Below are 24,975 nucleotides of genomic sequence, written 5' to 3'. Positions count from 1 at the left end.
TATGAAGCGACCACGAATCCTGCTGCGCGCGCCCGGCTGGCTCAAGCTGTCCGGACCGCGCGGCTTGCCGCGGCCGGGCCTGCCACGCTCCCGGCGGTCCCAGCGCCGGCTGGTGCAGGCGACGATGGTCGCTTCGGTGATCGCTCTCGCTCCGGCGACCTGGATGCATATGGTCGCCGACAGCCGTGTCACCACCGTCGCCCAAGTCCCGGCGCAGGAGGTTGCCGTGGTGTTCGGGGCGGGTCTCTGGCAGGGCAGGCCGACGGCCTATCTCGCCCACCGCTTGGACGCGGCGGCAGAGCTCTACCGGACGGGCAAGGTCAAGGTCGTGCTGGTGACCGGGGACAACAGCAGGGTCGAGTACGACGAGCCCGACGCCATGCGGACCTATCTGACCAAGCGCGGTGTCCCCGACGGGCGGATAGTCAGCGACTACGCGGGCTTTGACACCTGGGACTCCTGTGTACGGGCGAAGAAGATATTCGGGGTCGACCGGGCGGTGCTGGTGACCCAGGGCTTCCATATCCGGCGTGCCCTGACGCTCTGCCGCTCGGCCGGCGTCGATTCCTATGGCATCGGGGTAGCCGAACCGCGCGACGCGACGTGGTACTACGGCGGAGCGCGGGAGATGCTCGCGGCGGGCAAGGCCGCGTTGGATGTGGCACTCGAACCGGACCCGCAGTTCCTGGGCGCCAAGGAGAAAGGCGTCCAGGAAGCGCTGGCCCCGATCGGCCCGTGAATCGACCGTCGGTGGTCTGTGCCGAGACCGACCCACGATGACCGATCCGCCTTCCCGCCCGGCCCCGGCGCACGCTCCGCGCTCCCTGCCGCAGGAGGTCGGGTCACAGGTGGTCGGGACACGCGCTGGAAGGCTCGCATAGCCTCCCGCGGGACGCGACAGTGAGCGCATGGAAATCGACGTGGCAACGCTCCTGACTCGCCACTCCGAGGCGCTCGCCCTCTTCACCGAGCGAGTGCACGCGGTACGCGCTGAGCAGTGGGACGACCCAACACCTTGCACCGAGTGGTCCGTCCGCGATCTCGTGAACCATCTGACATCGGAACAACTCTGGGTGCCTGAACTGGTGACCGAGGGCGCCACCATCGCGGAAGTCGGCGATGCCTACGACGGCGATGTGCTCGGCACCCGCCCGCGTGCCGCCTGGGACGCCGCCTCACGGGCCGCGAAGAAGGCTTTCGCCGAGCCTGGTGCGTTGCAACGTACGGTCTGGCTCTCGTACGGGGAGACCCCGGCCGTGTCCTACTGCACACAGATGATCACGGATGCCGTGGTGCACAGCTGGGACCTGTCGCGCGCCGTCGGCGCACCCGAACGGCTGCCGGCCGCCTTGGTGCACTTCGCGCTGGAGGAAGTCACTCCGTATGCGTCGGCGCTCTCGCAGACGGGCCTCTTCGCCCCGCCGGTCGAGCCGCCCCCGGGCGATAGTCCTCAGACGAGGTTGCTGGCACTCCTGGGGCGCCGCGCCTGAAGTCCAGGATGTTCGCCAGTGTCGTACCGCGCACCGACGACATCAGCCAGCCCCTCTGGGCGGCGCACCACCGCCCAGAGGGGGTAGCCCGAACGCATCACCGTGCGCGAGCCGACCGGAACCGGCGTCAGCGAACAGTCGGCGGCCGACGGCGTCTCCTCGCCGAACCTCTCATGGGCAGGGCGCCACTCCAAGGCACCGCCCTGACCGGCTTCCCTCGCCGTGATGCCGTGATGCCGTGATGCCGGGCTGCTGCGCTACGCCTCCAGCAACCCGGCCTTCATCCGGGCATCGCCCTCCCACCCCGAGCCCGGCCAACGGCTGGCCTCGTCGGGGGCGACGGGAGTTGCCGCTAGCCGACGTAGGGCCGTCCCACCTTGGCGTCCTTGAGGGTCTGCGCCCACCAGGCGAGCTGATCGAGCATCGCGGTGGCAGCCGCGTCGCAGGCGGCGGGGTCCTTGTGCCTGCCCTCGTCGGTGAAGTGGGCCTGGGCGTTGTGGAAGGAGACGGTGTTGCGGATGGTCACGGCGTGCATCTCGGCGAAGACGAGCCGCAGTTGCTCCACGGCCCGCAGCCCGCCGGACATTCCGCCGTAGGAGACAAAGCCCACGGGCTTCCCCCGCCACTCGCTGAAGTGCCAGTCGATGAGGCTCTTGATGGAGGCGGGGAAGGAGTGGTTGTACTCGGGGGTGATGACGACAAAGGAATCGGCCTCGTCGAGCTTGGGGGTGATCTCGGCGAGCGCCGCCCCCACCTCGGGCGCGGGGTTGGCGCCCAAGTGGGTGCCGAGGTCCGCGGCCCGGAGATCGATCAGTTCAACGGAGAAGTCCAGCCGTTGCACGGTCTGTTCCAAGAACCAGTCGGAAATGACTGGACCGAACCGACCTTCGCGATTGCTGGCGAGGATGACGACCAGCTTGAGCGGTGTCTTCAGGGGGGTGGAGACCTGTGCGTCTTCACGAGTGATGAGATCCATGAAGATGAGGGTGATACCTCAAGTTCAGTTGAGGTCAAGACCCTTCCGCACCGCAGACGAGTGATCACCGCCTCACTCCCCGGGGGCTTCCCCGCCCCGGAGTCGGTTGACGAACCCACCGGGGCGGGAGTGACGACCATCCGGGCCGGCGACCCCGTACCCAGCGGCGGAAACGCCGGTACTCAGAAGGCCCCGGCGGGAAGCGCGGCACCAGCACCGCCCAGCACGAGAAGCACCCCACTCCACCGAGCACCCGACGAACCCTCCAGCCGCCAAACGCCCCGCACCAGGCCCCGCACAGCGCCCCTCACCACGCCCGACCCGGCCCTCACCCGTTTAGAGTGCCCACCCACGAACGACACCGACGACCTGAAGAATCGCCTTGACCTGTACCTTTCCATTCTGTCCAGCGCGACACGCCGAACCTGCCGACTTGATCTGATGGATCATCAGCAGGCACCCGGCACGCACTCCGGCTTTCGTCGGTGGAGACGACTTCACCACCGCGTTTCCCCGGAGGACCACCATGCGTACGACCGCCCGCCTGCTGACCAGTGCCTCACTGGCAGCCGCCGTCATATGCGTCGGTGGCCCCATCGCGCACGCCGGGGACTACGAGTCCCTGGAGGTCTTCCCGGCCACCGCCGAACCGGGCGCCACCGTCACCGTGAACACCACCGCCTGCGGCCGAAACGGCCACGCCGTGGGCGATGCCCGCTCGCTCGGTGCGGGTGAGTTCCATCTCTCCCCCGGGACGCACAAGGAGGCCGTGGTCGGCCAGTTCCGCATCCCCGAGCGGACCGGGTCCGGGACCTACGGCATCAGTGTGCGCTGCAAGAACGGCAAGCGGGCCACCGGTGATGTCACCGTGCAGCACCGCGGGGACGACCAGTCGAGCGGGCAGCACCACACCCAGCAGCCGAGTGGCCATGTCAGAACCGGTATCGGAGGCAGCGTAGGTCCCGACACCGCACAGATCGCGGCAGGAGCGGCCGTACTCACCGCTGCCGCCGTCTGCGGGGCACTGTTCCTACGGCGCCGGGCGAGCGGCACCTAGGGACAGCCAGCGGATGCGGCCCGGGCCGCATCGCCGGAGGAGGACCCGCGCCCCGGGCCCGGCAGGCTTCCTGCCTGCCGGGCCCGGCCACGACCAGGACACAGCCGCGACCAGGGCACCCGGGAGGTCCCATGAGCGCCAAGGCCAAGGGCTGGGCCCTGGCCGCCGCCGTCTGCGCCGGTGTCTGGCTGGTGCAGAACGGCTCCCATGACCTGACCCCGCCCGTGCCCTCCGCGGCGCAGGCGTTCGCAGCCGGGCCCCGGGCGCACACCGACGCCGCCGCCGATCCGCTGCCACCGTCCGCACCGCTGCGGCTGAGCATCCCCGACATCGAGGTGGACACCCCGCTGATGCGGCTCGGCCTGGACGGGCGGGGTGGCCTTGAGGTGCCGCCGGCGGCCGACCGCAATCTGGCCGGCTGGTACGGCGGCGGCACCTCCCCGGGCGCTGACGGCACCGCCGTGGTCGCCGGCCATGTGGACAACGCCAAGGGGCCCGCCGTCTTCTACAGCCTTGGCGCACTGAAGAAGGGACACCGCATCGAGGTGTCCCGCGCGGACGGCCGCACCGCCGTCTTCACCATCGACGCCATCGAGGTGTACGAGGCCGACGCGTTCCCGGACCAGAAGGTGTACGGAGCGAAGGGCCGGGCCGAGCTACGGGTGATCACCTGCGGCGGCGGATTCAGCGAGAAGACCGGCTACCAGGGGAATGCGGTGGCCTTCGCCCATCTCATCGGCGTACGTCCGGCCTAGCACCAGGCCCCCGACCGCGTCTGACGCGCCGAATCCCCCAACCGGTCCAGACGCACCCGCTCCGGCACCACCGGAGCCAGCGGCGTAGGTGAAGCCCCTGTCCTCAGCCGCTCCACTGGTCAAAGGCGAGCTTCGCGACCAGTGTGAGGACGACGGTGAGCAGCACCCCGCGGACGAACTCACTGCCCTTGCGCAGCGCCATGCGCGCCCCCAGCATCCCGCCCGCCAGATTGAAGACGGCCAGCAGCGCGGCCAACTTCCAGAGCACCGTGCCCTGGTAGGCGAACATGGCCAGCGCTCCACCGTTGGTGCATACGTTGACGATCTTGGCGGTGGCCGAAGCGGTCAGCAGATCGAGATGGAGGACGGCGGTCAGCGCGAGTACCAGAAAGGTGCCCGTGCCCGGCCCGAACAGTCCGTCGTAGAAGCCGATGCCACCGCCCACGAGGAGGATCGCGGTGATGGTGCGGGTCCGGGTCACCGACCGCGACGCGACGCCGCCCGACGCGGTCCCAAAGCCGGGCCTCAGCAGGACGAAGGCGGCCACGGCCAGCAGCACCACCATGATCACCGGGCGTAGCACATCACTGCTGATCCCCGCCGCGAAGAACGCACCGCCCATCGACCCCAGCAGCGCGGCCAGACCGATCCGTACCGCCGTCTTCACCGGGACGGGGGCCTTGCGGACATAGGTGATCGCGGCGCCGGATGTGCCGACGATGGCGATGGCCTTGTTGGTGCCCAGTACATGGGCGGCCGAGGCCTGGGGCAGCCCCAGCAGTAGCGCGGGGAGCAGAAGCAACCCGCCGCCGCCCACCACAGCGTCGATCCAACCGGCCGCGGCGGCGGCGAGGCAGAGCAGGACAAGGCTGGTCAGCGATATGTCGGGCACGAGTTGCGACCCTATGGAGGAGACGGGTGCGCCGTCCACCCATCACGTGCCAGGGCGCACCGGGGCCCTGCGGCTGGGATGGCCCCCGGTTCACTCCTTGCGGGTGCCGATGACCACGGTCGCCGCGAGTTCATGGGATCTGGCCAGCTGGGGTTCCAGACCGCTGGTCGCCGCGATCCGAACCGCCGTCGGCGCCTGCCGCTCGCTCGTCTCGAAGAGCAGGGAGCCACCGGGCGCCAACCAGCCGGGGGCTGCGGCCGTGACCCTGCGCAGCACATCGAGACCGTCCGCACCCCCATCGAGCGCGACCCGTGCCTCATGGACCCTGGCCTCGGCGGGTAGCAGTTCGATCTCGTCGGTCGGTACATAGGGCACATTGGCCAGCAGCACACCGATCCGCCCCCTGAGGGTGGTCGGCAGGGGCTCATAGAGATCGCCCGTGTAGGTCCGGCCACCAACCGCCGTCACATTGCGTCGGGCACAGCGCACCGCCAGCGGGTCGATATCGGCGGCATGCAGTTCTATCCGCTCCCCGCCGTGGGAGAGCGCGGCTCCGAGCGCTCCGGAGCCACAGCACAGATCGACGACGACGGTGTCGGGGCCGGCGAGCGCGGCGGCCTGCCGGACCAGGAACTCGGATCGGCGACGGGGGACGAAGACCCCGGAGTCCACCCAGACGCGCAGCCCGGCGAAGTCGGCCCAGCCGACGACGTGTTCCAGTGGGCGGCCCGCGATCCGACCCTCGACCATGGCGGCGAGTTCATCGAGCCCAGGCGCGGCGGAGAGCAGGAGTTCCGCCTCGTCCTCGGCGAAGACACATCCGGCGGTACGGAGTCTGTGGGCGATCTCTTCGAGGGAAGGAAACAGCGGAGAGGGCATGAGGGCCTTTCGGGATACCGAAGGGCGCTCTGCGGCTCAGCCGAGCCCGGGTCGACGGACGCAGGACCGAGGGAATGAGAGCACCCGAGTGACGACGGCGGTAATGCGTCTCACCTCCTCAGTGCGTTCCTGACGCGGAAGCGCCACATTACCCGACCCCCTGCCGCACGGCTGGCTGATCACCGGGGCGGTCCCTCGGCCGACTAGCCGGGGTGTGCCCCTTGTCCCGGGGTACGCACGGTCTCGGAGGGCGGCGAGCCGTCGGCGGGCTGGAGCACGGGAGACACATCGGATCAGTGGGGGCGTACGACCGTGGTGACCAGCGCCAGCAGCGGAATCGGGCTCGGCCCGCAGTGGCGTTCGCCGGCAGGGGTGCGCGGGTGGGTGCTCGCCTGCCGCAGTGCGGAACGCCGCGCGGTGGCGGTGGAGCGGATTCGCCGCGGCTGCCCGGCGCCGAGGTGGAACTACGCCGGTTGGACCTTGTGGATCTAGCCCGCGTACGGGATTTCGCCGCCCGGTATCCGTAGGACCGTCTCTATCCGCTGATCAGCGATGCCGGAGGCACGGGACTGCCGTTGGGGTGGACCGAGCGCGGGCCCGCCCTTCGAACAGGACCCGCAGCCGGTCGCGGGGGCGTTGGAGCGTCAAGGTCTCGTGAAAGCCTCCGCTCTTCGCGCAAAGAGCGCGACAAAGTGGTGCGCCCGCGATCTGCCGCACCCCCACGCTGGGGCTGCCCGACTTCCCCAGGGCGTCACCCCGGAGGTACCCGCGCCGATGACCGCCCTGTCCAATCCCCCCGGTAGATCCGAGGAGAGAGCCGTCCCGTCCCCAGAGTCCCCCGCCGCGCCGGGCGATCGGCATCGGCTCACCACGGTGCAGGGGCTGGCCGCGCTCTCCCTCGACGCCATGGCGTCCGTGGCGTACGGCCCCGAGGCCATCGTCCTGGTCCTGGCGACCGCGGGCGGGGTGGGGCTCGGCTACACCCTGCCGGTCACGCTCGCCATCGCGGCCCTGCTCGCCGTACTCGTCGCCTCCTATCGCCAGGTGATCGCCGCCTTCCCCAACGGCGGTGGCTCCTACGCCGTCGCCCGAGCCCATCTGGGCAGGCGCACCGGACTGGTCGCCGCCGCGTCGCTGGTGCTGGACTACGTACTCAATGTCGCGGTCTCGGTCACCGCCGGGGTGGCAGCCCTCACCTCCGCCTTCCCCTCCCTCTACGAAGACCGACTGCTGCTGTGCATCGGGGTACTGGTACTGGTCACCGGGGTGAATCTGCGCGGCATAGTGGACTCGGCACGGGTCTTCATCGTTCCGACGGCCATCTTCATCGGTTCGATCCTCACCCTGATCGCCGTGGGGCTGTTCCGCAGTGCCCCCGCGTCCACCGAGGCCGCTGCCGGACATGCCTCCGCGCTCGGGGAGAGTGCTACGACGGTCGGGGCGCTCCTCCTGTTGAAGGCATTCGCGTCGGGCTGCTCGGCGTTGACCGGAGTGGAGGCGGTCGCCAACGCGGTACCGTCCTTCCGGGCCCCGGCCGCCCGCCGCGCGCAGCGGACCGAAGTGGTGCTCGGCGTACTGCTCGGGGTGATGCTGATCGGGTTGTCGGTGCTGATCGGGCGCTTCCATCTGCAACCGGTCGAAGGCGTCACCGTCCTGGCGCAGTTGGCGGACGCCTCACTCGGCCACGGCTGGGGCTTCTATGTGGTGCAGTTCGCGACGGTGGTGCTGCTGGCGTTGGCCGCGAACACCTCGTTCGGTGGGCTGCCCGTGTTGATGTCCCTGCTCGCGCGGGACAACTATGTGCCGCATCTCTTCCAGTTGAAGGCCGATCGCGAGGTGCACCGACACGGGGTGGTGGCACTCGCCGCGGTGGCCGCGCTGCTGCTGGCCTTCTCCGGCGGCGACACCAACACCCTGGTCCCGCTCTTCGCCATCGGGGTCTTCGTGGGTTTCACCATCTGCCAGACGGGCATGGTCATCCACTGGCGTCAAGGGAGGTCGAGGGGCTGGCGCCGCAGGGCCTGGCTCAACGGCGCCGGTGCCGCGCTCACCGGGCTCAGCGCGGCGGTGGTGACCGCCACCAAGTTCACCGAAGGAGCGTGGCTGATCGTGTTCGCCCTGCCCGCACTGGTGCTGCTGTTCGAGTGGGTGCACCGGATGTACGGGAGCATCGACGAGCGGATGCAGTTGGGCAGGGTGCCTGAGGCACCGCGCAGAGAGCGCTCACTCGTCATCGTTCCGGTGTCGCATCTCTCGCGGCTGACTCGGGAGGCCGTCAACGCGGCCGTCTCCCTCGGGGACGAGGTGCGTGCGGTGACGGTGACCCACCCCGACGAGGATGACCGTGCGGCGGCGAACGCGCTGCGCCGGGACTGGGAGTTGTGGAATCCGGGCGTCGAGTTGGTGGAGTTGCCGTCGCAGCGCCGGGCGATCGGGCGACCGGTGTCGGACTATGTGCGCAAGATCTACCGCTACCACCCGGGCACCCGGGTCACGGTGCTGATCGCCGAGGTGGAACCGGACCGGCTGTGGCAGCGGTTGCTCCAGAACCAGCGTGGGGCGGTACTGGCCCACGCGGTACGCAGGGACACGGCCGCGGTCATCTGCCGGCTGCGGTTTCGGCTGGCCGCCCCGGGTCGGGCGCCCAAGTCGCCCTGAGCGCCTTCCCGGAGGTCCTCACGCCCAGCGGTGCCGCTCTGCCGGCAGGGCGGCATCCCGGCTCCGCCCCACCGATGGCCTCTCCGTGGCTGCGTCAACGCCCCCCGCTGCCGGCTATCCCGCGACCTCCGCCGGGGCTCCTCCCCGCAGCAGGGCCGCGCCGAGCGGAGTGAGCGTATGCAGTACGGCATTGCCATGGCGGAGCGTCAGTACGAGGCCGGCCTCCCGCAGCACCGCCGCGTGCTGGCTGGCTGAGGCGAGCGATACGCCGGCCCTACGGGCGAGCTCGCTCGTCGTACAGCCGAACCGGATGGCCTGGAGGACGGCGGAGCGGGTGTGCCCGACGAGCTTGCCGAGCGAAGGGGCGAGGGAAGAACCGCCGGTCTCGCCGAACGCCGGGTCGGGAGCGTGGCCGACGGGGTACACCAGGACCGGCGGTAACGAGGGGTCGCGGTAGACGACGGGTGTGCCCCGGCAGAAGAACGACGGCTGGAGCAGCAGTCCCCGTCCGTTCAGACGCAGTTCGCGATCGACCGGATAGTCCGCCTCCAGAACGGGGGCACGCCACCGCAGTACGGGAGGTAGGGAGCCGAGCAGCTCGGCCGCGCCGCCATCGAGCAGCGCCCGCCCCCGCACGGCACGGTCCGCCTCCACCCTGGCCTGGATCTGCGCCCAGTACGGGACGATCGCGGCGCGGTGGTAGCTGCGAAGCACCGAGACCAGTTTGTCGAGTTGCTCCGGCCGGCCCTCGGCGAGGGCGGCGAGCCGACCAGAACGCTCAGAAGAGCGCTCGGAACGCTGGGCAGCCCGCTGGCTGTCGGCGGCTCGCCTTGCTGACACCCGGTTCAGTTCGTAATGCAGTCGTTCGGGTGTCGTGGCGCGTATCGCCTCAAGTCCTGGTTCAAGGCCGGCGCTTCCTTCTGGCGGGGTCAGAAAGTCGGGGAAATAGCCATGGGGCGGTACCAGCGCGGCCAGCAGGCTTGTTTCACCGGTCAACCGCGAACGTGTTTCTGCTCTCCATTCTCCGAACATCTGAGCACGGCGGCGCTCCCTCAATCGATGAAAGCTGAGAATCGTTTCCCACAACGCATCCGGTCTGACGGCCATTCGCACTCTGGCGAGGTCGTCACCAGTGAAATGGATACGTAGCACTGAACCCCCACTGTTGCACCCGCAATCGCCCCGATCACTGAGTATGCACGCCATCACAACCGGTTACCACGGAGTTTCAGCCACAGTTGAAATGTCTCGCCGGGGTTGGGTGCGAAACGAAAGGCTGTACGGCGTCGGGCAGGTTCCTTCTGTCTCCGATGGACGTGACGAGGACCGTGGGGGGCTTCGCACATCCGGCGGCGGGTGACAGACGGTGCGGCTCCCTGTCCGGCTTGGGTAATGGGGCGCGGTGCGTGGATGGGGATCCGCGTGCCGCGCCCCGCCTGTTCTTTGCTGGGGGAACGAGAGAATTTTGGTTGCGTCAAGATTCGCCAAAGTTTCTCAATTTACTGAGGAGCGGGCCTTGACGAATGTGTGGAAAGAAACAGCGAAGGTGGGCACCCGGCACTGGGCACCCACCCTTCACTGACGTTTCGGAGCCGCCATCCGCCGACCCAGGGGCCGGGTTCGACGGAGGCACTCCGGCATCAGCGGCATCTCAGTAGAGCCAACTAATTCCAACGAGGTCGAACGTATACCAACGCGCCCCACGGCCGATTGGCATCGGCCGATGTCGGACCGCGTCGGTGAATGTCACCACACATCCTTCGCGTCGCCCGTTGGCCCCGGAGCCGCAGCGCTTTCTCGCAGCCTGGCAGCCGTCGCAGGCTCTCGCGACTCTCACCACTCCCGCCGGCTCCCGATACGGTCTCCCGTGCCGAGTCAGCGGCCCCGGCAACGGCCGCCGGGAACGGTTCGTACCGGGAAACAGCCCGGCACGGGCCGGCGATCAGAAGATCAGCGGGAGTCGCTGCCCTTCGACTGAGCCGCCGCCCGACCGGCCTCCAGCCGTGCCACCGGGATACGGAAGGGCGAGCAGGACACGTAGTCGAGTCCGACCTCATGGAAGAAGTGCACCGACTCCGGGTCGCCCCCGTGCTCACCGCAGACACCGAGCTTGAGATCGGGACGGGTCGCGCGACCGGCCTCGACCGCGCTCCGCACCAGCGCGCCCACCCCGTCCCTGTCGATCGTCTCGAACGGCGAGACACCGAAGATGCCCTTCTCCAGGTAGGCGGTGAAGAACGAGGCCTCCACATCGTCACGGGAGAAGCCCCAGACGGTCTGGGTGAGGTCGTTGGTGCCGAAGCTGAAGAACTCGGCGGCCTCCGCGATCTGCCCCGCCGTCAACGCGGCACGCGGCAGCTCGATCATCGTGCCCAGCGACAGCTTCAGCTCGATGCCCGTGGCGGCCTCGACCTCGGCGATGACCTTCTCGGCCTCGTCCCGTACGATCTCCAGCTCCTGCACGGTCCCGACCAGCGGGATCATGATCTCGGCCCGAGGGTCGCCCTTGGCGTTCCTGCGCTCCGCGACGGCCTCGGCGATGGCCCGTACCTGCATGGTGAACAGCCCCGGGATGACCAGCCCAAGCCGCACGCCCCGCAGTCCGAGCATCGGGTTCTGCTCATGCAGCCGGTGGACGGCCTGGAGCAGCCGGAGGTCGTTCTCGTTGTGGTCCTTGCGGGACTCGGCCAGCGCCACCCGTACGGACAGCTCGGTGATGTCCGGCAGGAACTCGTGCAGCGGCGGGTCAAGCAGTCGGACCGTGACCGGGAGGCCGTCCATCGCCTCGAACAGCTCGATGAAGTCGGCCTTCTGGAGCGGGAGAAGCTGCTCCAGGGCGGTGGAGCGCTCATCGTCGGTGTCGGCGAGGATCAGCCGTTCGACCATCTCCCGGCGTTCGCCGAGGAACATGTGCTCCGTACGGCAGAGTCCAATGCCCTGGGCACCGAACCGCCGTGCCCGCAGGGCGTCCTCGGCGTTGTCGGCGTTGGCCCGTACCCGCAGTCTGCGCACCCGGTCCGCGTACGCCATGATCCGGTGCACGGCGGCGACCAGCTCATTGGCGTCGTCCGCGCCGGCGTGCATCCGGCCCTCGAAGTACTCGACGACCGGCGACGGTACGACGGGCACCTCGCCCAGGTACACCTTGCCGGTGGAGCCGTCGACGGAGACGACGTCGCCCTCTTCGATGACGGTGCCGTTGACGGTCATCCGCCGCCGCTTGGTGTCGACCTCAAGGTCCTCGGCGCCGCAGACACAGGTCTTGCCCATCCCCCGGGCGACGACCGCCGCGTGCGATGTCTTGCCGCCCCGGGAGGTCAGAATGCCCTCGGCCGCGATCATGCCGTCGAGGTCGTCGGGGTTGGTCTCGCGACGGATCAGAATGACCCGCTCACCCGAGCGGGACCACTTCACCGCGGTGTACGAGTCGAACACCGCCTTGCCGACCGCCGCGCCGGGCGAGGCCGCGATGCCCCGGCCGAGCAGCTCGACCTTCGTGTCCTCGTCGAAGCGCGGGAACATCAACTGGGCGAGCTGGGCGCCGTTGACGCGCTGGAGGGCTTCCGCCTCGTCGATCAGGCCCTGGTCGACGAGTTGGGTGGCGATACGGAAGGCGGCACCGGCCGTCCGCTTGCCGACTCGGGTCTGAAGCATCCACAGCTGACCGCGTTCCACCGTGAACTCGATGTCGCAGAGGTCGCGGTAGTGGTTCTCCAGCGTCTCCATGATCTGCATCAACTGGTCGTAGGACGCCTTGTCGATCGTCTCCAGATCCGCCAGGGGAACGGTGTTGCGGATACCGGCGACGACGTCCTCGCCCTGGGCGTTCTGAAGGTAGTCGCCGTAGACACCCTGCTGTCCGGAGGCCGGGTCGCGGGTGAAGGCGACACCGGTGCCCGAGTCGGGACCGAGATTGCCGAAGACCATCGAGCAGATGTTGACCGCGGTGCCGAGGTCGTTGGGGATGCGCTCCTGACGGCGGTAGAGCCGGGCGCGATCACCGTTCCACGAGTCGAAGACCGCTCGGACGGCCAGGTCCATCTGTTCCCGGGGGTCCTGGGGGAAGTCCCGGCCGGCCTCGGACTTGACGATCTTCTTGTACTGCTTGACCAGCTTCTTCAGATCGGCCGCGTCGAGATCGGTGTCGACAACCACCCTCTTCACCGACTTGGCGTCCGCCAGCGCCTCTTCAAAGAGATCGCCGTCGACTCCGAGCACCGTCTTGCCGAACATCTGGATGAGTCGACGGTACGAGTCCCAGGCGAAACGCTCATCGCCGGCCTGCTGGGCCAGTCCGACCACGGATTCGTCGGAGAGACCGATGTTGAGGACCGTGTCCATCATTCCGGGCATGGAGAACTTGGCTCCGGAGCGTACGGACACCAGCAGCGGATCAGCCGCCTGCCCGAGCTTCTTGCCCATGCGCTGCTCCAGCGCTTCCAGGTGGCCGCTTACCTCGTCACGCAGTGCCAGCGGCTCGTCGCCACTGTCCAGGTAGACCTTGCACGCCTCGGTGGTGATGGTGAAGCCCGGAGGGACGGGCAGCCCGAGATTGGTCATCTCAGCGAGGTTGGCACCCTTGCCGCCGAGCAGGTCTTTGAGATCCCTGTTGCCTTCGGTGAAGTCGTAAACGAACTTCTGACCGTGATGGTTGTGTCGATCCTGGTTTTCCGGCACGGTTCTCGACTCCCCGAGGCTCGGTGTGGCTGCCCTGACGGCGAGGAACATACCCATATCAAAGGCTTTTGGGCACGCCCACTTGGCCGTCATATGGACGCAACCACTCGTCCGCCACCAGATCGAAAGTGACCTGCCAGTAGGAGGAGCGGAAGAAGGGGTTCACCGATCGTTCATGACTTGAACGCAAAGTTGCCGAACGCGAGATAGATCGAACTCCAGGTGACATTGAGCTGCGCTCGCGTTCACCGAATGAACCCAACAGAGGTGGCACTCAGTGCCGCCCTTTTGAGAGATAGGGGAATCATATGTGCGCTCAATTGAGCGCAAGCCCTATCAGGCGTGGCGTTAATCACTCAGTCGCAAGGAGGGTGATTCCACGATCCGGACGCTGGCCACAGCACGCCGGTCGCGTCCGGCATCGGAAACGGCACAGCGCCACCGGGGGCGAGACCGGTGTGCCGCTGGGGTCCGCGGGCCCGCTCCACTCGGCTGTCCAGCCCGCACCACCGGCGAACCCCGGCGGCACGACCAGGGGCGTCGCCCACGCTGTCGGCCCGCCGTGCTAGCCGCAAGCGGTAGGCCCCCTCCCGGGAGGCGGTGTCCTCATCGCCGGCGCGCACCGCCCGGGGATCGCGGCACCACGAGGGCCTGGCCACTACTCGGGGATCGCGGCACCATACCGACGTACGCCCTGCTCAGGGATCGCGGCGTCGCTGTGCCACCCGCCCCTGGGCATGCGGCACGGCGATGCCGCACACCGTGGCCAGGCGCCCGGGTGAGGTTGCTCAAACGAAGGGTCAGCCGCCCGAAGTGTCCAGCTCGGCGTCCGCGCTGATGCCCGCGCAGTCATAGGGGTCCTTCAGCCAGCCGTCCGGCAGCACCACTCGATTGTTCCCGGACGTACGCCCCCGGGGACCGTCAGCCGCCCCCACCGGCCACGGCTGATCCAGCTCCAGCAGCGCCAGCTGCTCATCCAGTTCGGCCAGCGACGAGGTGATCGCCAGTCGCTTGCGCATCTCGGAACCGACGGAGAAGCCCTTGAGGTACCAGGCCACATGCTTACGGAAGTCGATCACTCCACGGGACTCGTCCCCGATCCACTGCCCCAGCAGTTCGGCGTGGCGGTGCATCACGGCCGCGACCTCTCGGAGCGTGGGGGCCGCCGAGGAGCGCTCGCCCTCGAACGCGGCGACCAGGTCACCGAAGAGCCAGGGACGCCCCAGACAGCCGCGCCCCACCACCACTCCGTCGCAACCGGTCTCCCGCACCATCCGCAGCGCATCGTCCGCGGACCAGATGTCGCCGTTGCCGAGCACGGGAATCTCCGGGACATGCTCCTTCAGCCGCGCGATGGCGTCCCAGTCCGCGGTGCCGCCGTAGTGCTGTGCCGCGGTGCGCCCGTGGAGGGCGATCGCCGTGACCCCCTCGTCGACCGCGATGCGGCCGGCGTCGAGGTAGGTGATGTGGTCGTCGTCGATGCCCTTGCGCATCTTCATCGTGACCGGTAGCGCGCCGGCGTTGGCGACGGCCTCATGCAGGATCGCGCGCAGCAGCGGCCTCTTGTAAGGGAGCGCCGAGCCACCGCCCTTGCGGGTCACCTTGGGGACCGGGCAGCCGAAGTTGAGGTCGATGTGGTCGGCGAGGTCCTCGTCCACGATCATGCGGACGGCCTTGCCGACGGTCACCGGGTCCACCCCGTACAGCTGAATGGAGCGCGGGGTCTCCCCCGCGTCGAAGTGGATCAGCTGCATGGTCTTCTCATTGCGCTCGACCAGCGCCCGGGTGGTGATCATCTCGCTCACGAAGAGCCCCTTGCTCCCCGGGGCGGCAGGAGTCAGCGGACGGTCCCCGAACCCCCGAGCGCCTTCGGCGAACTCCCGGCACAGGGTCCGGAAGGGCGCGTTGGTGATCCCGGCCATGGGGGCGAGCACCACCGGGGGCTGCACCGCGTACGGACCGATGGCGAGCGTGGCGGATCCGCCGGTGGTGCTGGGGATGGTGGCGGAGGGGGCAGACGTGGTCATCCGTCCATTGTCGCGTACGGCATTGCGTTGCGGTGAGATTTATTAGTTAGCCGTACTATCCATGCATGTCCGAGCTCACATCCCGCCGGCGGCTGCTCGTGCTGGGCATCTGCTGTATGAGCCTGCTGATCGTCAGCCTCGACAACACCATCCTCAATGTGGCGCTGCCCTCCATGGGCCGGGAGCTGGATGCCTCCGTCTCGGGGTTGCAGTGGACGATCGACGCCTACACCTTGGTCCTCGCCTCCCTCTTGATGCTCGCCGGCTCCACGGCGGACCGGATCGGCCGCCGCAAGGTGTTCATGGCCGGTCTGGTGCTGTTCACGCTCGGCTCGTTGCTCTGCTCACTCGCGCCCAGCCTGGAGCTGCTGGTCGTCTTTCGGATGGTCCAGGCCGTCGGCGGCTCGATGCTCAACCCGGTCGCCATGTCGATCATCACCAACACCTTCACCGACCCTGCCGAACGTGCCCGCGCCATCGGGGTCTGGGGCGGGGTCGTGGGGATCTCCATGGCCGCGGGGCCCCTGGTAGGCGGGTTGCTGGTGGACACGGTGGGATGGCGCTCGATCTTCTGGGTCAATCTCCCCATCGGGGTCGCCGCCATGGTTCTGACCTGGCTCTACGTCCCCGAATCCCGTGCTCCCCACCCCCGGCGGACCGACCCGGTGGGCCAGCTGCTGATCATTGTTCTGCTCGGTTCGCTGACCTACTCGATCATCGAGAAGAGCCTGGTCTTCGCGGTGGTCGCGGCACTCGCGCTGGGCGGGGTGCTCCGCTACGAGCCACGGCGCCGCGAACCCCTGATCGATCTGCGCTTCTTCCGCAGCGCACCCTTCAGCGGCGCGACCGTCATCGCGATCTCCGCCTTCGCCGCGCTCGGCGGATTCCTCTTCCTCAATACGCTCTACCTCCAGGACGTACGCGGCTACTCAGCCCTCCACGCCGGTCTCTACATGCTGCCGATGGCCGGGCTGACGCTGGTCTGCGCACCGCTGTCGGGGCGGCTCGTCGGCAGCCGGGGGCCACGGCTGCCACTGCTGATCGCCGGGACGACGATGGCCGCCAGCGGGGTGCTCTTCGCGGCCTTCGACGCCGAGACCTCGACAGTGCTCCTCTTCACCGGCTATGTGCTGTTCGGCATCGGTTTCGGGATGGTCAACGCGCCGATCACCAACACGGCGGTCTCGGGTATGCCCCGCTCACAGGCGGGGGTCGCCTCGGCGGTCGCCTCGACGAGCCGGCAGATCGGTCAGACGCTCGGGGTCGCGGTGATCGGGACCGTACTGGCGTCGGGGGTCGCGGTGGGAACGCAGTCACCGTCGTACGCACAGGACTTCGTCGACACGGCCAGGATCGCCTGGTGGATCATCGCCGGGTGCGGGCTGTGCGTACTGGTGGTGGGGGCCCTGACCAGTGGGCCATGGGCCAGGAGCACGGCGAGTCGCTGCGCGGAGCGGCTGGAGGAGCGGGAGCCCTCGCGGGTGCCGGCGGGCGATTCACGCCCGGGCGCCGGATCCTAGACCGCCTGACTCGGCTCGGAAGTGCCAGCGGACGGGCGGGCGCCTCGGCAGGAACCCCTCAGCGGGCGGACCGTCAAAGCACAACAGAGCGGCCCCACACCGTACGGGCGTGAGCGGTGTGCCTACGCGGACGGGGTGGGGCCACTGGGTCAGGACCGAGCGTCAGGACTCGTTGGTCGGGGACTCCTGGGGCTGCTCGGAGCCTTCGGCTGCCTCGGGCTCGGTGTCCTGAGCCCGCTCGCGCATCTTGCGGAGCAGCTCCGCCTTCTGGTCAGCGGTGACCTGGCGATCGGCGTTGCGCGCGGGGCCATGGCCCTGCTGATCGGCGCGGGACAGCTTCTTGCGCTGTCCCCCCACACCGAGAAGGTTGTTGCGGCTCTTGGCCATGGGCTCTCCCATAGGTGGTGAGAAGTGACTGGGGGGTCGTCAGACGAGGGCGGGTGAGCGCCGCTCTCTCACTCGTAGATCTGGAAGAACGAAGACATACGGCTGACGGTACCCGCCCAGGAGAGGAGGTGGCATCCGATTTTCCGTCGAATCGGGCACGGATCCGGATGTGCCGTGAGCCCGTGGTGAACGCGGGCTCCCCGGGGCTCTTGGGGCCACGGCAAAGGGGCCGCCGGACGGTAGTGCCCGGCGGCCCCTTGGGGGCGGTGGGGATCAGCAGCCGAGGAGACGGCTACCGAGGTAGGACTGGATCTGGTCCAGGGAGACCCGCTCCTGTGCCATGGTGTCGCGCTCACGCACGGTCACGGCGTTGTCGTCGAGGGTGTCGAAGTCGACGGTGACACAGAACGGCGTGCCGATCTCGTCCTGGCGACGGTAGCGACGGCCGATCGCGCCCGCGTCATCGAACTCGATGTTCCAGTTCTGCCGCAGGTCCGCCGCGAGGCCCTTGGCCTTCGGGGAGAGCTGCGGGTTGCGCGAGAGCGGCAGCACCGCGACCTTCACCGGGGCGAGCCGCGGGTCCAGACGCATCACAGCGCGCTTCTCCATGACGCCCTTGGCGTTCGGGGCCTCGTCCTCGTTGTACGCGTCGAGGAGGAAGGCCAGCATCGCGCGGCCGACACCGGCGGCGGGCTCGATGACATAAGGAGTCCAGCGCTCGCCGGCTTCCTGGTCGAAGTACGACAGATCGTGACCGGACGCCTTGGAGTGTGCGTTGAGGTCGAAGTCGGTGCGGTTGGCCACGCCCTCCAACTCGCCCCACTCATTGCCGCCGAACTGGAAGCGGTACTCGATGTCGGCGGTGCGCTTCGAGTAGTGGGAGAGCTTGTCCTTCGGGTGGTCGTACCAGCGCATGTTCTCCTCGCGCATCCCGAGGCCCGTGTACCAGTTCCAGCGCTGGTCCATCCAGTACTGCTGCCAGTGCTCGTCCTCGCCGGGCTTGACGAAGAACTCCATCTCCATCTGCTCGAACTCACGCGTGCGGAAGATGAAGTTGCCGGGCGTGATCTCGTTCCGGAACGACTTGCCCATCTGGGCGATGCCGAACGGCGGCTTCTTGCGCGAGGTCTGCTGCACCTGGGCGAAGTTGGTGAAGATGCCCTGGGCGGTCTCGGGCCGCAGATAGGCGACGGAGCCGGAGTCCTGGGTGGGGCCGAGGTGTGTGGAGAGCAGACCCGAGAACTGCTTCGGGTCGGTGAAGGCGCCCTTGGTGCCGCAGTGCGGGCAGTTGATGTCCGCGAGGCCGTTCTCGGGGCTCTTGTTGTGCTTGGCCTCGTACGCCTCGATCAGATGGTCAGCACGGTAACGCTTGTGACAGGAGGTGCACTCGGTGAGCGGGTCACTGAAAGTGGCGACATGGCCCGAGGCCACCCAGACCTCACTGGCCAAGATCACCGACGAGTCGATTCCGACGACGTCCTCACGCGAGGTGACCATATAGCGCCACCACTGACGCTTGAGGTTCTCCTTCAGCTCAACGCCCAGCGGCCCGTAGTCCCAGGCGGCCTTCTGGCCGCCGTAAATCTCACTGCAGGGGTAGACGAAGCCACGGCGCTTGCTCAGGTTGACGATCGTATCGATCTTGTCGGCGGCCACGGTGCTCTCTTCATAGGACGACGGCTAACGGCGAATGCTTCAGATTACCGGCGGGCGCACCCCTTGGATCAAATCGGTTGCGGCCCCCACCCCTGACAGGGCCTTGTTGACAATCGTTTCCATTTTTGTTGAAAATGAGTGTCATGAACATAGGACGCCTTATACGTACAACAGCTGCCGCTGGTGCGGTCACGCTCGGCCTGGTGGCCGTGTCCGGCTGCTCCTCCTCCGACGCCGGCGACGGCAAGGAGAACGGCAGGCTGAAGGTCGTGGCGTCCTTCTACCCCATGGAATTCCTCGCCGAGCGGATCGGCGGCGATCATGTCTCCGTCTCCACCCTGACCAAGCCGGGTGTCGAGCCCCATGATCTGGAACTCAAGCCCCGGCAGACCGCCGAACTGGGCGAAGCCGGGCTGATCCTCTACCTCAAGGGCATCCAGCCCGCCGTGGACAAGGCCATCGCCCAGTCCGAGGCCGAGCACAAGATCGATGCGGCCACCCTGACCAAGCTGGAGTCGCACCAGGGCGACGACCACGAGGGCCACGGAGAGGAAGGGCACGACCACGAGAGCGAGGCGGGCGGCGATCCGCACATCTGGCTCGACCCCGCGAAGTACGCGGAGGTCGCCCAGGGCGTCGGCAGCGCCCTGACCAAGGCCGACCCGGACAACTCCGCCGCCTACCAGAAGAACACCGATGCCCTGGTCGGCGAGCTGAACCGACTGGACGCCTCCTACCGGCAGGGGCTCAGGACCACCGCCACCAAGACCTTCATCACCACCCATGCCTCCTTCGGCTACCTCGCCGAGCGGTACGGCCTCGACCAGGAGGGCGTCTCGGGCGTCAATCCCGAGTCCGAGCCCAGCCCGGCCCGGATCAAGGAGCTCCGGGCCATAGCGGCCAAGGAGAAGGTGACGACGGTCTTCTTCGAGACGCTCGCCAGCGACCGCACGGCGAAGACCCTGGCCGACGACACCGGGCTCAGGACGGACGTCCTCGACCCGCTCGAAGGGATCACCGACAAGTCCAAGGGTGACGACTACATCGCGGTGATGGAGTCCAATCTGACCGCCCTGAAGAAAGCCCTGGGCGCGAAATGAACCGACTGCGCGCCATGACCCAACCGCGGGAGGCAACTGTGCCATCGGGAAGCGAACCCGTCATATCCCTCTGCGGAGCCCGGGCGTCACTCGGCTCCCGGCCCGTACTGCGCGGCGTCGATCTGACCGTCACCCGCGGCGAGGTGGTCGCCCTGCTCGGTGCCAACGGTTCCGGCAAGTCCACCGCCGTACGCGCCGTGATCGGACAGGTACCGCTCACCGACGGTGAGATCGCCCTCTTCGGTACGGAACTGCGGCGGTTCCGTCAGTGGTCGCGCATCGGATACGTACCCCAGCGCACCACAGCCGCCAGTGGGGTGCCCGCGACCATCCGCGAGGTCGTCTCATCGGGGCGGCTCTCCCGGGCCCGTCTTGGACGGCTCTCCCGGGTCGACCGGGCGGCCGTGGACCACGCCATCGAGCTGGTGGGGCTCGGGGACCGGGCCAAGGACTCGGTGAGCGCCCTCTCCGGGGGGCAGCACCAGCGGGTGCTGATCGCCCGGGCGCTGGCGTCCGAGCCCGAACTGCTGATCATGGACGAGCCCATGGCCGGGGTCGACCTCGCCAGCCAGGGCATCCTCGCCGACACTCTGCGTGAGCAGGTCGCGGCCGGTACGACCGTACTGCTCGTGCTCCATGAGCTGGGCGCGATCGAGCCGCTGATCGACCGGGCCGTGGTGCTGCGCGACGGCTGCGTGGTCCATGACGGACCGCCGCCCAAGGCCATGGGTCAGCACGCGCTGCCCGGCCATGACCACGTACATCCGCACGCGGCCGATGAGTCGCTCCGCACGGGACTGCTGACCTGATCATGGAAATCCTGGAAACGGCCTTTATGCAGCGCGCGCTCATCGCGGCACTGCTCGTCGGCATCACCGCCCCCGCCATCGGCATCTATCTGGTGCAGCGACGACAGGCGCTGCTGGGCGACGGAATCGGCCATGTCGCGATGACCGGTGTCGGCCTCGGGTTCCTGCTCTCCACCAATCCCATCTGGATGGCGACACTCGTCTCGATCATCGGCGCCATCGCCATGGAGCTGATCAGGACCTACGGCAAAACGCGCGGGGACATCGCGCTCGCGATGCTCTTCTACGGCGGCATGGCAGGCGGTGTCCTGCTGATCAACCTCTCGGACACCGGGTCGACCGCGAACCTCAGTTCGTTCCTCTTCGGCTCGCTCTCGACGGTCTCCGACGCGGATCTCACAGCGATCGCCGCGCTGGCCGCCCTGGTGATGCTGGTGTCGGTGGGGCTGCGGCGGCAGCTGTTTGCCGTCAGCCAGGACGAGGACTTCGCACGGGTCACCGGCCTACCGGTGCGCGCGCTCAATCTGCTGATCGCGGTCACAGCGGCCGTCACCGTCTCGGTCGCCATGCGGGTGGTGGGACTTCTGCTGGTCAGCGCGTTGATGGTGGTGCCGGTGGCAGCCGCCCAGCAGATCACCCGATCGTTCAAGGCGACGTTCGCCCTCGCCGTGGGGATCGGCGTGACCGTGGCTGTGGCGGGTACCAGTACCTCGTATTACCAGGATGTGCCCCCGGGTGCGACCATCGTGCTGCTCGCCATCGCCGTCTTCATCGCACTGACCGCGCTCGCCACACCACTGGCGAGGAGGCGGGCCAGGGCAGCGGAAGCGGATATGGACCGCCCGGAGTGCGGCTCAGAGCTGCCGGGTATGCGCCAGCCGGGCGGCGACGTCAGGGTCTGAGCCCGACCTGGCAGAATTGGCCCCCATTAGCATGGTGGTCGAAGCAAGGAGGCACCTGTGGCGACTGCGCCTAGCGGCGGTAACACCGCCTCAGTGCGAGGACGGTCCACTCGGCAGCGTGCCGCGGTAGCGGCTGCGTTGGATGAGGTGAATGAGTTCCGCAGCGCGCAGGAGCTCCACGACATGCTCAGGCATCGCGGCGACTCCGTAGGCCTCACGACGGTCTACCGCACACTTCAATCCCTCGCGGACGCGGGCGAGGTCGATGTGCTGCGCACCAATGACGGCGAGTCGGTCTACCGACGTTGCTCGACCGACGACCACCACCACCATCTGGTGTGCCGGGGCTGCGGCAAGGCGGTGGAGGTCGAGGGTCCAGCGGTGGAGCAGTGGGCCGAGACCGTGGCGGCGCAGCACGGTTTTGTGAATGTGGCGCACACGGTGGAGATCTTCGGGACCTGCGCCAACTGCGCCACTGGCGTCTAAACGCTTGCGGACCGCCTGGTGGCTGGCTCTCTAGATCCGTTGGAGATGCCGGTCCAGGACGGTCCGCAGGCTCTCCGCACCAGTGATCTCCGTACTTTCCGCGCTCTCCGGCTCCTCTGAGCCTTCTGGGATCGCTGAGGTGCCAGGGCCGGGTGGGAGTCCGCGCTTGGGGAGTACGACCAGTCCGAGGGTGCTCTTGTCCGCGCCCAGGAGGACAAACCGCTCATCGGTCTCGGTATAGCGGGTCAGCAGTTTCCAGTCAGCGGATTGTGCGAAGCCTTCCGCCGTCATCTGGACGCCGTGCTCATCCACCACCGCGTGGTACTCGCCCCGCTGATCGATGAGCTTGTGCATCTGCCGTGCCATCATCCGAGGCAGGCACAGGGTCATCGTCATCAGGAAGAGCCCTCCCACCAGCAGCGTCAGCACCACGGGATCGCCCCAAGACCCGGTGCCATCCAGCCGCATCCAGGCACCGACGAAGGCCGCCACCGCCGCGATGGGCCAGCCCACCAGCTGGCCGCGGCCCGATGGGGTCTTTCTGCGCTGGATGAGAAACCCGGTGAGCGTGTCATCGACCGTGGGCCGGTAGACCAGCTCCACGGCCCTGACCTCGATGTCCTCAGACACCGCTCTGCCCCGGGATCTCATTGGGGATCGCCCCGCCGAAGCGACGGTCCCGCTGGGCGTACTCCAGGCAGGCCCGCCACAGGTCGCGGCGGTCGAAGTCCGGCCAGAGCACATCCTGGAAGACGAACTCCGCGTACGCGCTCTGCCAGAGCAGGTAGTTGGAGGTGCGCTGTTCACCGCTCGGACGCAGAAAGAGATCGACGTCCGGCATATCGGGGTAGTACAGGTACTTCTGCAGGGTCTTCTCATTGACCTTGGAGGGGTCGAGCTTGCCCGCGGCCACATCCCGGGCGAGCCTCTGGGCGGCGTCGGCGATCTCGGCGCGACCGCCGTAGTTGACGCAGAAGTACAGCGTCATGGCGTCATTGCCGGTGGTCTGCTCCTGGGCCACCTGGAGCTCCTGGACGACCGACTTCCACATCTTGGGCATCCGGCCGACCCAGCGGATACGGATGCCGAGTTCATCCATCTCGTCGCGGCGGCGGCGGATGACATCGCGGTTGAAGTTCATCAGGAAGCGGACCTCGTCGGGTGAGCGCTTCCAGTTCTCGGTGGAGAAGGCGTAGAGGGAGAGGTTCTTGACCCCCATCTCCAAACAGCCCTTCAGCACATCGAGGACGACGGCTTCGCCGATCTTGTGCCCCTCGGTACGGGGCAGTCCCCGCTCCTTGGCCCAGCGCCCGTTACCGTCCATGACACAGGCCACATGGTTGGGCACCAACTCACCGGGGATCTTCGGCGGCCGGGCGCCGGAGGGGTGGGGCTCGGGGACCTTGTAGTCGCGGCGGGCCCTGCCCAGGATTCCGCGTCGTGCCATGCGGTTCACATCTCCTATTGCTCTGCTTGCTCGGCGGCTTCTCGGAATCCCCGGTGGACCGGGCCGTTCACCGGGGCTGTTTCTCGGCGTACTCGACATAGCGGAGCGAGCGCAGGCCGCGCTCCAGATGCCAGTGCAGATAGGCGGACACCAGTCCGGTGCCCTCTCGGACGTGGCGGGCCTCGCAGGCATCCGCCGTGGGCCAGTCACCGGTCAGCAGCGCGCTGAGCAGTCTGATGGCCTCGGTCGAGGGTACGACGCTTCCCGGCACCCGGCAGTCGCCGCATATGACACCGCCGGCGGCGACGGAGAAGAAGCGGTTGGGGCCCTGGAGACCGCACTTCGCGCAGTCGTCGAAACTGGGGGCGTACCCGTTGACGGCGAGGGAACGCAGCAGGAAGGCGTCGAGGATGAGATGGGGGGCGTGCTCACTGCGGGCCAGGGAGCGCAGGCCGCCGACGAGGAGCAAGTACTGCTGGACGGCGGGCTCACCCTCGTGGTCGGTGAATCGCTCAGCGGTCTCCAGCATGGCGGTACCCGCGGTGTAGCGGGCGTAGTCGGTGACGATCTGACCGCCGTACGGGGCGATGGTCTCGCTCTGCGTGCACCAGGGGAGGCCGCGGCCGATCAGTTCGCTGCCGCGGGCGAAGAACTGCACATCGACATGGGAGAAGGGCTCCAGCCGGGCGCCGAACTTGGACTTGGTACGTCGGACTCCACGGGCGACGGCCCGCACCCGGCCATGGCCACGGGTGAGGAGGGTGATGATGCGATCGGCCTCGCCGAGCTTCTGGGTGCGCAGGACGATCCCATCGTCACGGAAAAGGCTCATGGGCCCATTGTCCCGTACGGTCGGGGGCCCAGGGCCCGGTCCCCCGGGAAGTCTCTCCCCGGCCCCGGTTTCCGTCCCGCTGTTCCCCATCAGCCCTGGGGCGGGAGTCAATCGTGGGGCGAAAGTGCCCCTAGCAGGGGGATCACCCCGCCGAAGAACCTCGCTGGGCCATGGATCACTTGGTTGCCCCCAGGGTTGCCCCCATCCCTTCCGGGAGGACCTTTGGCCCCTTCGGAAGGCCGTTCGAGGGGACCGGGGGGCGCGCGGGGCACGATGCGGGATCGGTGCCGGATCGCGCCCCGCGTCGGCCGGGGGCGGGCCGCGACGCCGACGGTGCTGTGGGGCGGGTGCGGGCACCAGAGACCGGGCGCGCACCTGACCCGACCGTTTCTGTGCGCCACTCCCCCGGCTACGGCCCACTCGGC

21 protein-coding genes are annotated in these 24,975 nt (G+C 68.3%); 10 read left to right on the top strand and 11 right to left on the bottom strand.

The features are described 5' to 3' along the window. Window position 1: 1 nt before the first annotated feature. Both NBG84_RS09560 and NBG84_RS09555 read left to right on the top strand, forming a co-directional pair. The gene (locus NBG84_RS09560; RefSeq protein WP_308312038.1) at window positions 2-739 is read left to right on the top strand and encodes a SanA/YdcF family protein; all 738 of its coding nucleotides are present in this window, start codon (window positions 2-4) and stop codon (window positions 737-739) included. Window positions 740-908: 169 nt separating this feature from the next. Continuing rightward, window positions 909-1,490, top strand: a complete 582-nt coding sequence (locus tag NBG84_RS09555) for a TIGR03086 family metal-binding protein (protein ID WP_250918893.1) — start codon at window positions 909-911, stop codon at window positions 1,488-1,490. 352 nt (window positions 1,491-1,842) lie between these two features. Here the strand turns inward: NBG84_RS09555 and NBG84_RS09550 are convergent, their stop codons facing one another. After that, entirely contained in the window at window positions 1,843-2,466 is a 624-nt protein-coding gene (locus NBG84_RS09550) for an NADPH-dependent FMN reductase (protein ID WP_250918892.1), read from the bottom strand. A gap of 526 nt (window positions 2,467-2,992) precedes the next feature. Here NBG84_RS09550 and NBG84_RS09545 point away from each other — a divergent pair. Further along, window positions 2,993-3,523, top strand: coding sequence for a hypothetical protein (locus NBG84_RS09545; RefSeq protein WP_250918891.1), 531 nt, complete (start codon window positions 2,993-2,995; stop codon window positions 3,521-3,523). A 131-nt stretch (window positions 3,524-3,654) separates the two neighbouring features. Beyond that, window positions 3,655-4,278: a class F sortase gene (locus NBG84_RS09540; protein WP_250918890.1), complete on the top strand. Its 624-nt coding sequence runs from the start codon at window positions 3,655-3,657 to the stop codon at window positions 4,276-4,278. A gap of 103 nt (window positions 4,279-4,381) precedes the next feature. Here NBG84_RS09540 and NBG84_RS09535 read toward each other — a convergent pair whose 3' ends face one another. Continuing rightward, entirely contained in the window at window positions 4,382-5,170 is a 789-nt protein-coding gene (locus NBG84_RS09535; RefSeq protein WP_250918889.1) for a sulfite exporter TauE/SafE family protein, read from the bottom strand. A 90-nt stretch (window positions 5,171-5,260) separates the two neighbouring features. After that, entirely contained in the window at window positions 5,261-6,049 is a 789-nt protein-coding gene (locus NBG84_RS09530) for a putative protein N(5)-glutamine methyltransferase (protein WP_250918888.1), read from the bottom strand. 774 nt (window positions 6,050-6,823) lie between these two features. Here NBG84_RS09530 and NBG84_RS09525 point away from each other — a divergent pair. Further along, window positions 6,824-8,707: an APC family permease gene (locus tag NBG84_RS09525; protein WP_250918887.1), complete on the top strand. Its 1,884-nt coding sequence runs from the start codon at window positions 6,824-6,826 to the stop codon at window positions 8,705-8,707. A 114-nt stretch (window positions 8,708-8,821) separates the two neighbouring features. Here NBG84_RS09525 and NBG84_RS09520 read toward each other — a convergent pair whose 3' ends face one another. The 3 genes from NBG84_RS09520 to dusB all read right to left on the bottom strand — a co-directional run bounded on the left by NBG84_RS09520 (window position 8,822) and on the right by dusB (window position 15,411). Further along, entirely contained in the window at window positions 8,822-9,859 is a 1,038-nt protein-coding gene (locus NBG84_RS09520; protein ID WP_250918886.1) for an ArsR/SmtB family transcription factor, read from the bottom strand. A gap of 798 nt (window positions 9,860-10,657) precedes the next feature. Continuing rightward, window positions 10,658-13,477 (bottom strand): pyruvate, phosphate dikinase, encoded by a 2,820-nt coding sequence (gene ppdK, locus NBG84_RS09515; RefSeq protein WP_250918885.1) that lies wholly within the window; start codon window positions 13,475-13,477, stop codon window positions 10,658-10,660. Between the two features lie 707 nt (window positions 13,478-14,184). Next, window positions 14,185-15,411 carry a tRNA dihydrouridine synthase DusB gene (gene dusB / locus NBG84_RS09510; protein ID WP_250918884.1) on the bottom strand — a complete coding sequence of 409 codons (1,227 nt, stop codon included), beginning with the start codon at window positions 15,409-15,411 and terminating at the stop codon, window positions 14,185-14,187. A 65-nt stretch (window positions 15,412-15,476) separates the two neighbouring features. Here dusB and NBG84_RS09505 point away from each other — a divergent pair, with 65 nt between their 5' ends. Further along, window positions 15,477-16,931 (top strand): MFS transporter, encoded by a 1,455-nt coding sequence (locus NBG84_RS09505; protein ID WP_250918883.1) that lies wholly within the window; start codon window positions 15,477-15,479, stop codon window positions 16,929-16,931. A gap of 162 nt (window positions 16,932-17,093) precedes the next feature. Here NBG84_RS09505 and NBG84_RS09500 read toward each other — a convergent pair whose 3' ends face one another. Both NBG84_RS09500 and NBG84_RS09495 read right to left on the bottom strand, forming a co-directional pair. Next, the gene (locus NBG84_RS09500) at window positions 17,094-17,318 is read right to left on the bottom strand and encodes a DUF6243 family protein (RefSeq protein WP_250918882.1); all 225 of its coding nucleotides are present in this window, start codon (window positions 17,316-17,318) and stop codon (window positions 17,094-17,096) included. Window positions 17,319-17,591: 273 nt separating this feature from the next. Further along, on the bottom strand, window positions 17,592-18,974 hold the full coding sequence (locus tag NBG84_RS09495) for a glycine--tRNA ligase (RefSeq protein WP_250918881.1): 1,383 nt from the start codon (window positions 18,972-18,974) through the stop codon (window positions 17,592-17,594). A 143-nt stretch (window positions 18,975-19,117) separates the two neighbouring features. Between NBG84_RS09495 and NBG84_RS09490 the strand changes: the two genes are divergently transcribed. The 4 genes from NBG84_RS09490 to NBG84_RS09475 are packed head-to-tail and all read left to right on the top strand — an operon-like array spanning window position 19,118 to window position 22,271. Continuing rightward, the gene (locus tag NBG84_RS09490) at window positions 19,118-20,074 is read left to right on the top strand and encodes a metal ABC transporter substrate-binding protein (RefSeq protein WP_250918880.1); all 957 of its coding nucleotides are present in this window, start codon (window positions 19,118-19,120) and stop codon (window positions 20,072-20,074) included. Between the two features lie 14 nt (window positions 20,075-20,088). After that, window positions 20,089-20,883, top strand: coding sequence for a metal ABC transporter ATP-binding protein (locus NBG84_RS09485; RefSeq protein ID WP_250918879.1), 795 nt, complete (start codon window positions 20,089-20,091; stop codon window positions 20,881-20,883). 2 nt (window positions 20,884-20,885) lie between these two features. Further along, window positions 20,886-21,785 carry a metal ABC transporter permease gene (locus NBG84_RS09480; protein ID WP_250918878.1) on the top strand — a complete coding sequence of 300 codons (900 nt, stop codon included), beginning with the start codon at window positions 20,886-20,888 and terminating at the stop codon, window positions 21,783-21,785. Window positions 21,786-21,842: 57 nt separating this feature from the next. Further along, window positions 21,843-22,271, top strand: coding sequence for a Fur family transcriptional regulator (locus tag NBG84_RS09475; RefSeq protein WP_250918877.1), 429 nt, complete (start codon window positions 21,843-21,845; stop codon window positions 22,269-22,271). 30 nt (window positions 22,272-22,301) lie between these two features. On the opposite strand, the gene NBG84_RS09470 is transcribed toward NBG84_RS09475, so the two are convergent. From NBG84_RS09470 to recO, 3 genes are all read right to left on the bottom strand, one after another. Next, entirely contained in the window at window positions 22,302-22,901 is a 600-nt protein-coding gene (locus tag NBG84_RS09470; RefSeq protein ID WP_250918876.1) for a hypothetical protein, read from the bottom strand. Further along, complete coding sequence (locus NBG84_RS09465) at window positions 22,894-23,718, bottom strand: isoprenyl transferase (protein WP_250918875.1); 825 nt, start codon at window positions 23,716-23,718, stop codon at window positions 22,894-22,896. Before NBG84_RS09465 ends, NBG84_RS09470 begins: the two co-directional genes overlap by 8 nt. Window positions 23,719-23,785: 67 nt before the next feature. Further along, window positions 23,786-24,550 carry a DNA repair protein RecO gene (recO, locus tag NBG84_RS09460; protein ID WP_250918874.1) on the bottom strand — a complete coding sequence of 255 codons (765 nt, stop codon included), beginning with the start codon at window positions 24,548-24,550 and terminating at the stop codon, window positions 23,786-23,788. Window positions 24,551-24,975 lie beyond the last annotated feature (425 nt).

This window comes from Streptomyces albipurpureus (assembly GCF_023701525.1).
Taxonomy (GTDB): Bacteria; Actinomycetota; Actinomycetes; order Streptomycetales; family Streptomycetaceae; genus Streptomyces; species Streptomyces albipurpureus.
This window is presented reverse-complemented; position numbering and strand designations above follow the sequence as displayed.

Coding starts and splice junctions, on each gene's coding strand:
- NBG84_RS09465 (WP_250918875.1), bottom strand. CDS start 23,718: ATGGCACGACGCGGAATCCTGGGCAGGGCCCGCCGCGACTACAAGGTC.
- NBG84_RS09560 (WP_308312038.1), top strand. CDS start 2: ATGAAGCGACCACGAATCCTGCTGCGCGCGCCCGGCTGGCTCAAGCTG.
- NBG84_RS09505 (WP_250918883.1), top strand. CDS start 15,477: ATGTCCGAGCTCACATCCCGCCGGCGGCTGCTCGTGCTGGGCATCTGC.
- NBG84_RS09540 (WP_250918890.1), top strand. CDS start 3,655: ATGAGCGCCAAGGCCAAGGGCTGGGCCCTGGCCGCCGCCGTCTGCGCC.
- NBG84_RS09555 (WP_250918893.1), top strand. CDS start 909: ATGGAAATCGACGTGGCAACGCTCCTGACTCGCCACTCCGAGGCGCTC.
- NBG84_RS09525 (WP_250918887.1), top strand. CDS start 6,824: ATGACCGCCCTGTCCAATCCCCCCGGTAGATCCGAGGAGAGAGCCGTC.
- NBG84_RS09530 (WP_250918888.1), bottom strand. CDS start 6,049: ATGCCCTCTCCGCTGTTTCCTTCCCTCGAAGAGATCGCCCACAGACTC.
- NBG84_RS09550 (WP_250918892.1), bottom strand. CDS start 2,466: ATGGATCTCATCACTCGTGAAGACGCACAGGTCTCCACCCCCCTGAAG.
- NBG84_RS09545 (WP_250918891.1), top strand. CDS start 2,993: ATGCGTACGACCGCCCGCCTGCTGACCAGTGCCTCACTGGCAGCCGCC.
- NBG84_RS09480 (WP_250918878.1), top strand. CDS start 20,886: ATGGAAATCCTGGAAACGGCCTTTATGCAGCGCGCGCTCATCGCGGCA.
- ppdK (WP_250918885.1), bottom strand. CDS start 13,477: ATGACGGCCAAGTGGGCGTGCCCAAAAGCCTTTGATATGGGTATGTTC.
- NBG84_RS09490 (WP_250918880.1), top strand. CDS start 19,118: ATGAACATAGGACGCCTTATACGTACAACAGCTGCCGCTGGTGCGGTC.
- NBG84_RS09500 (WP_250918882.1), bottom strand. CDS start 17,318: ATGGCCAAGAGCCGCAACAACCTTCTCGGTGTGGGGGGACAGCGCAAG.
- NBG84_RS09485 (WP_250918879.1), top strand. CDS start 20,089: ATGACCCAACCGCGGGAGGCAACTGTGCCATCGGGAAGCGAACCCGTC.
- dusB (WP_250918884.1), bottom strand. CDS start 15,411: ATGACCACGTCTGCCCCCTCCGCCACCATCCCCAGCACCACCGGCGGA.
- recO (WP_250918874.1), bottom strand. CDS start 24,550: ATGAGCCTTTTCCGTGACGATGGGATCGTCCTGCGCACCCAGAAGCTC.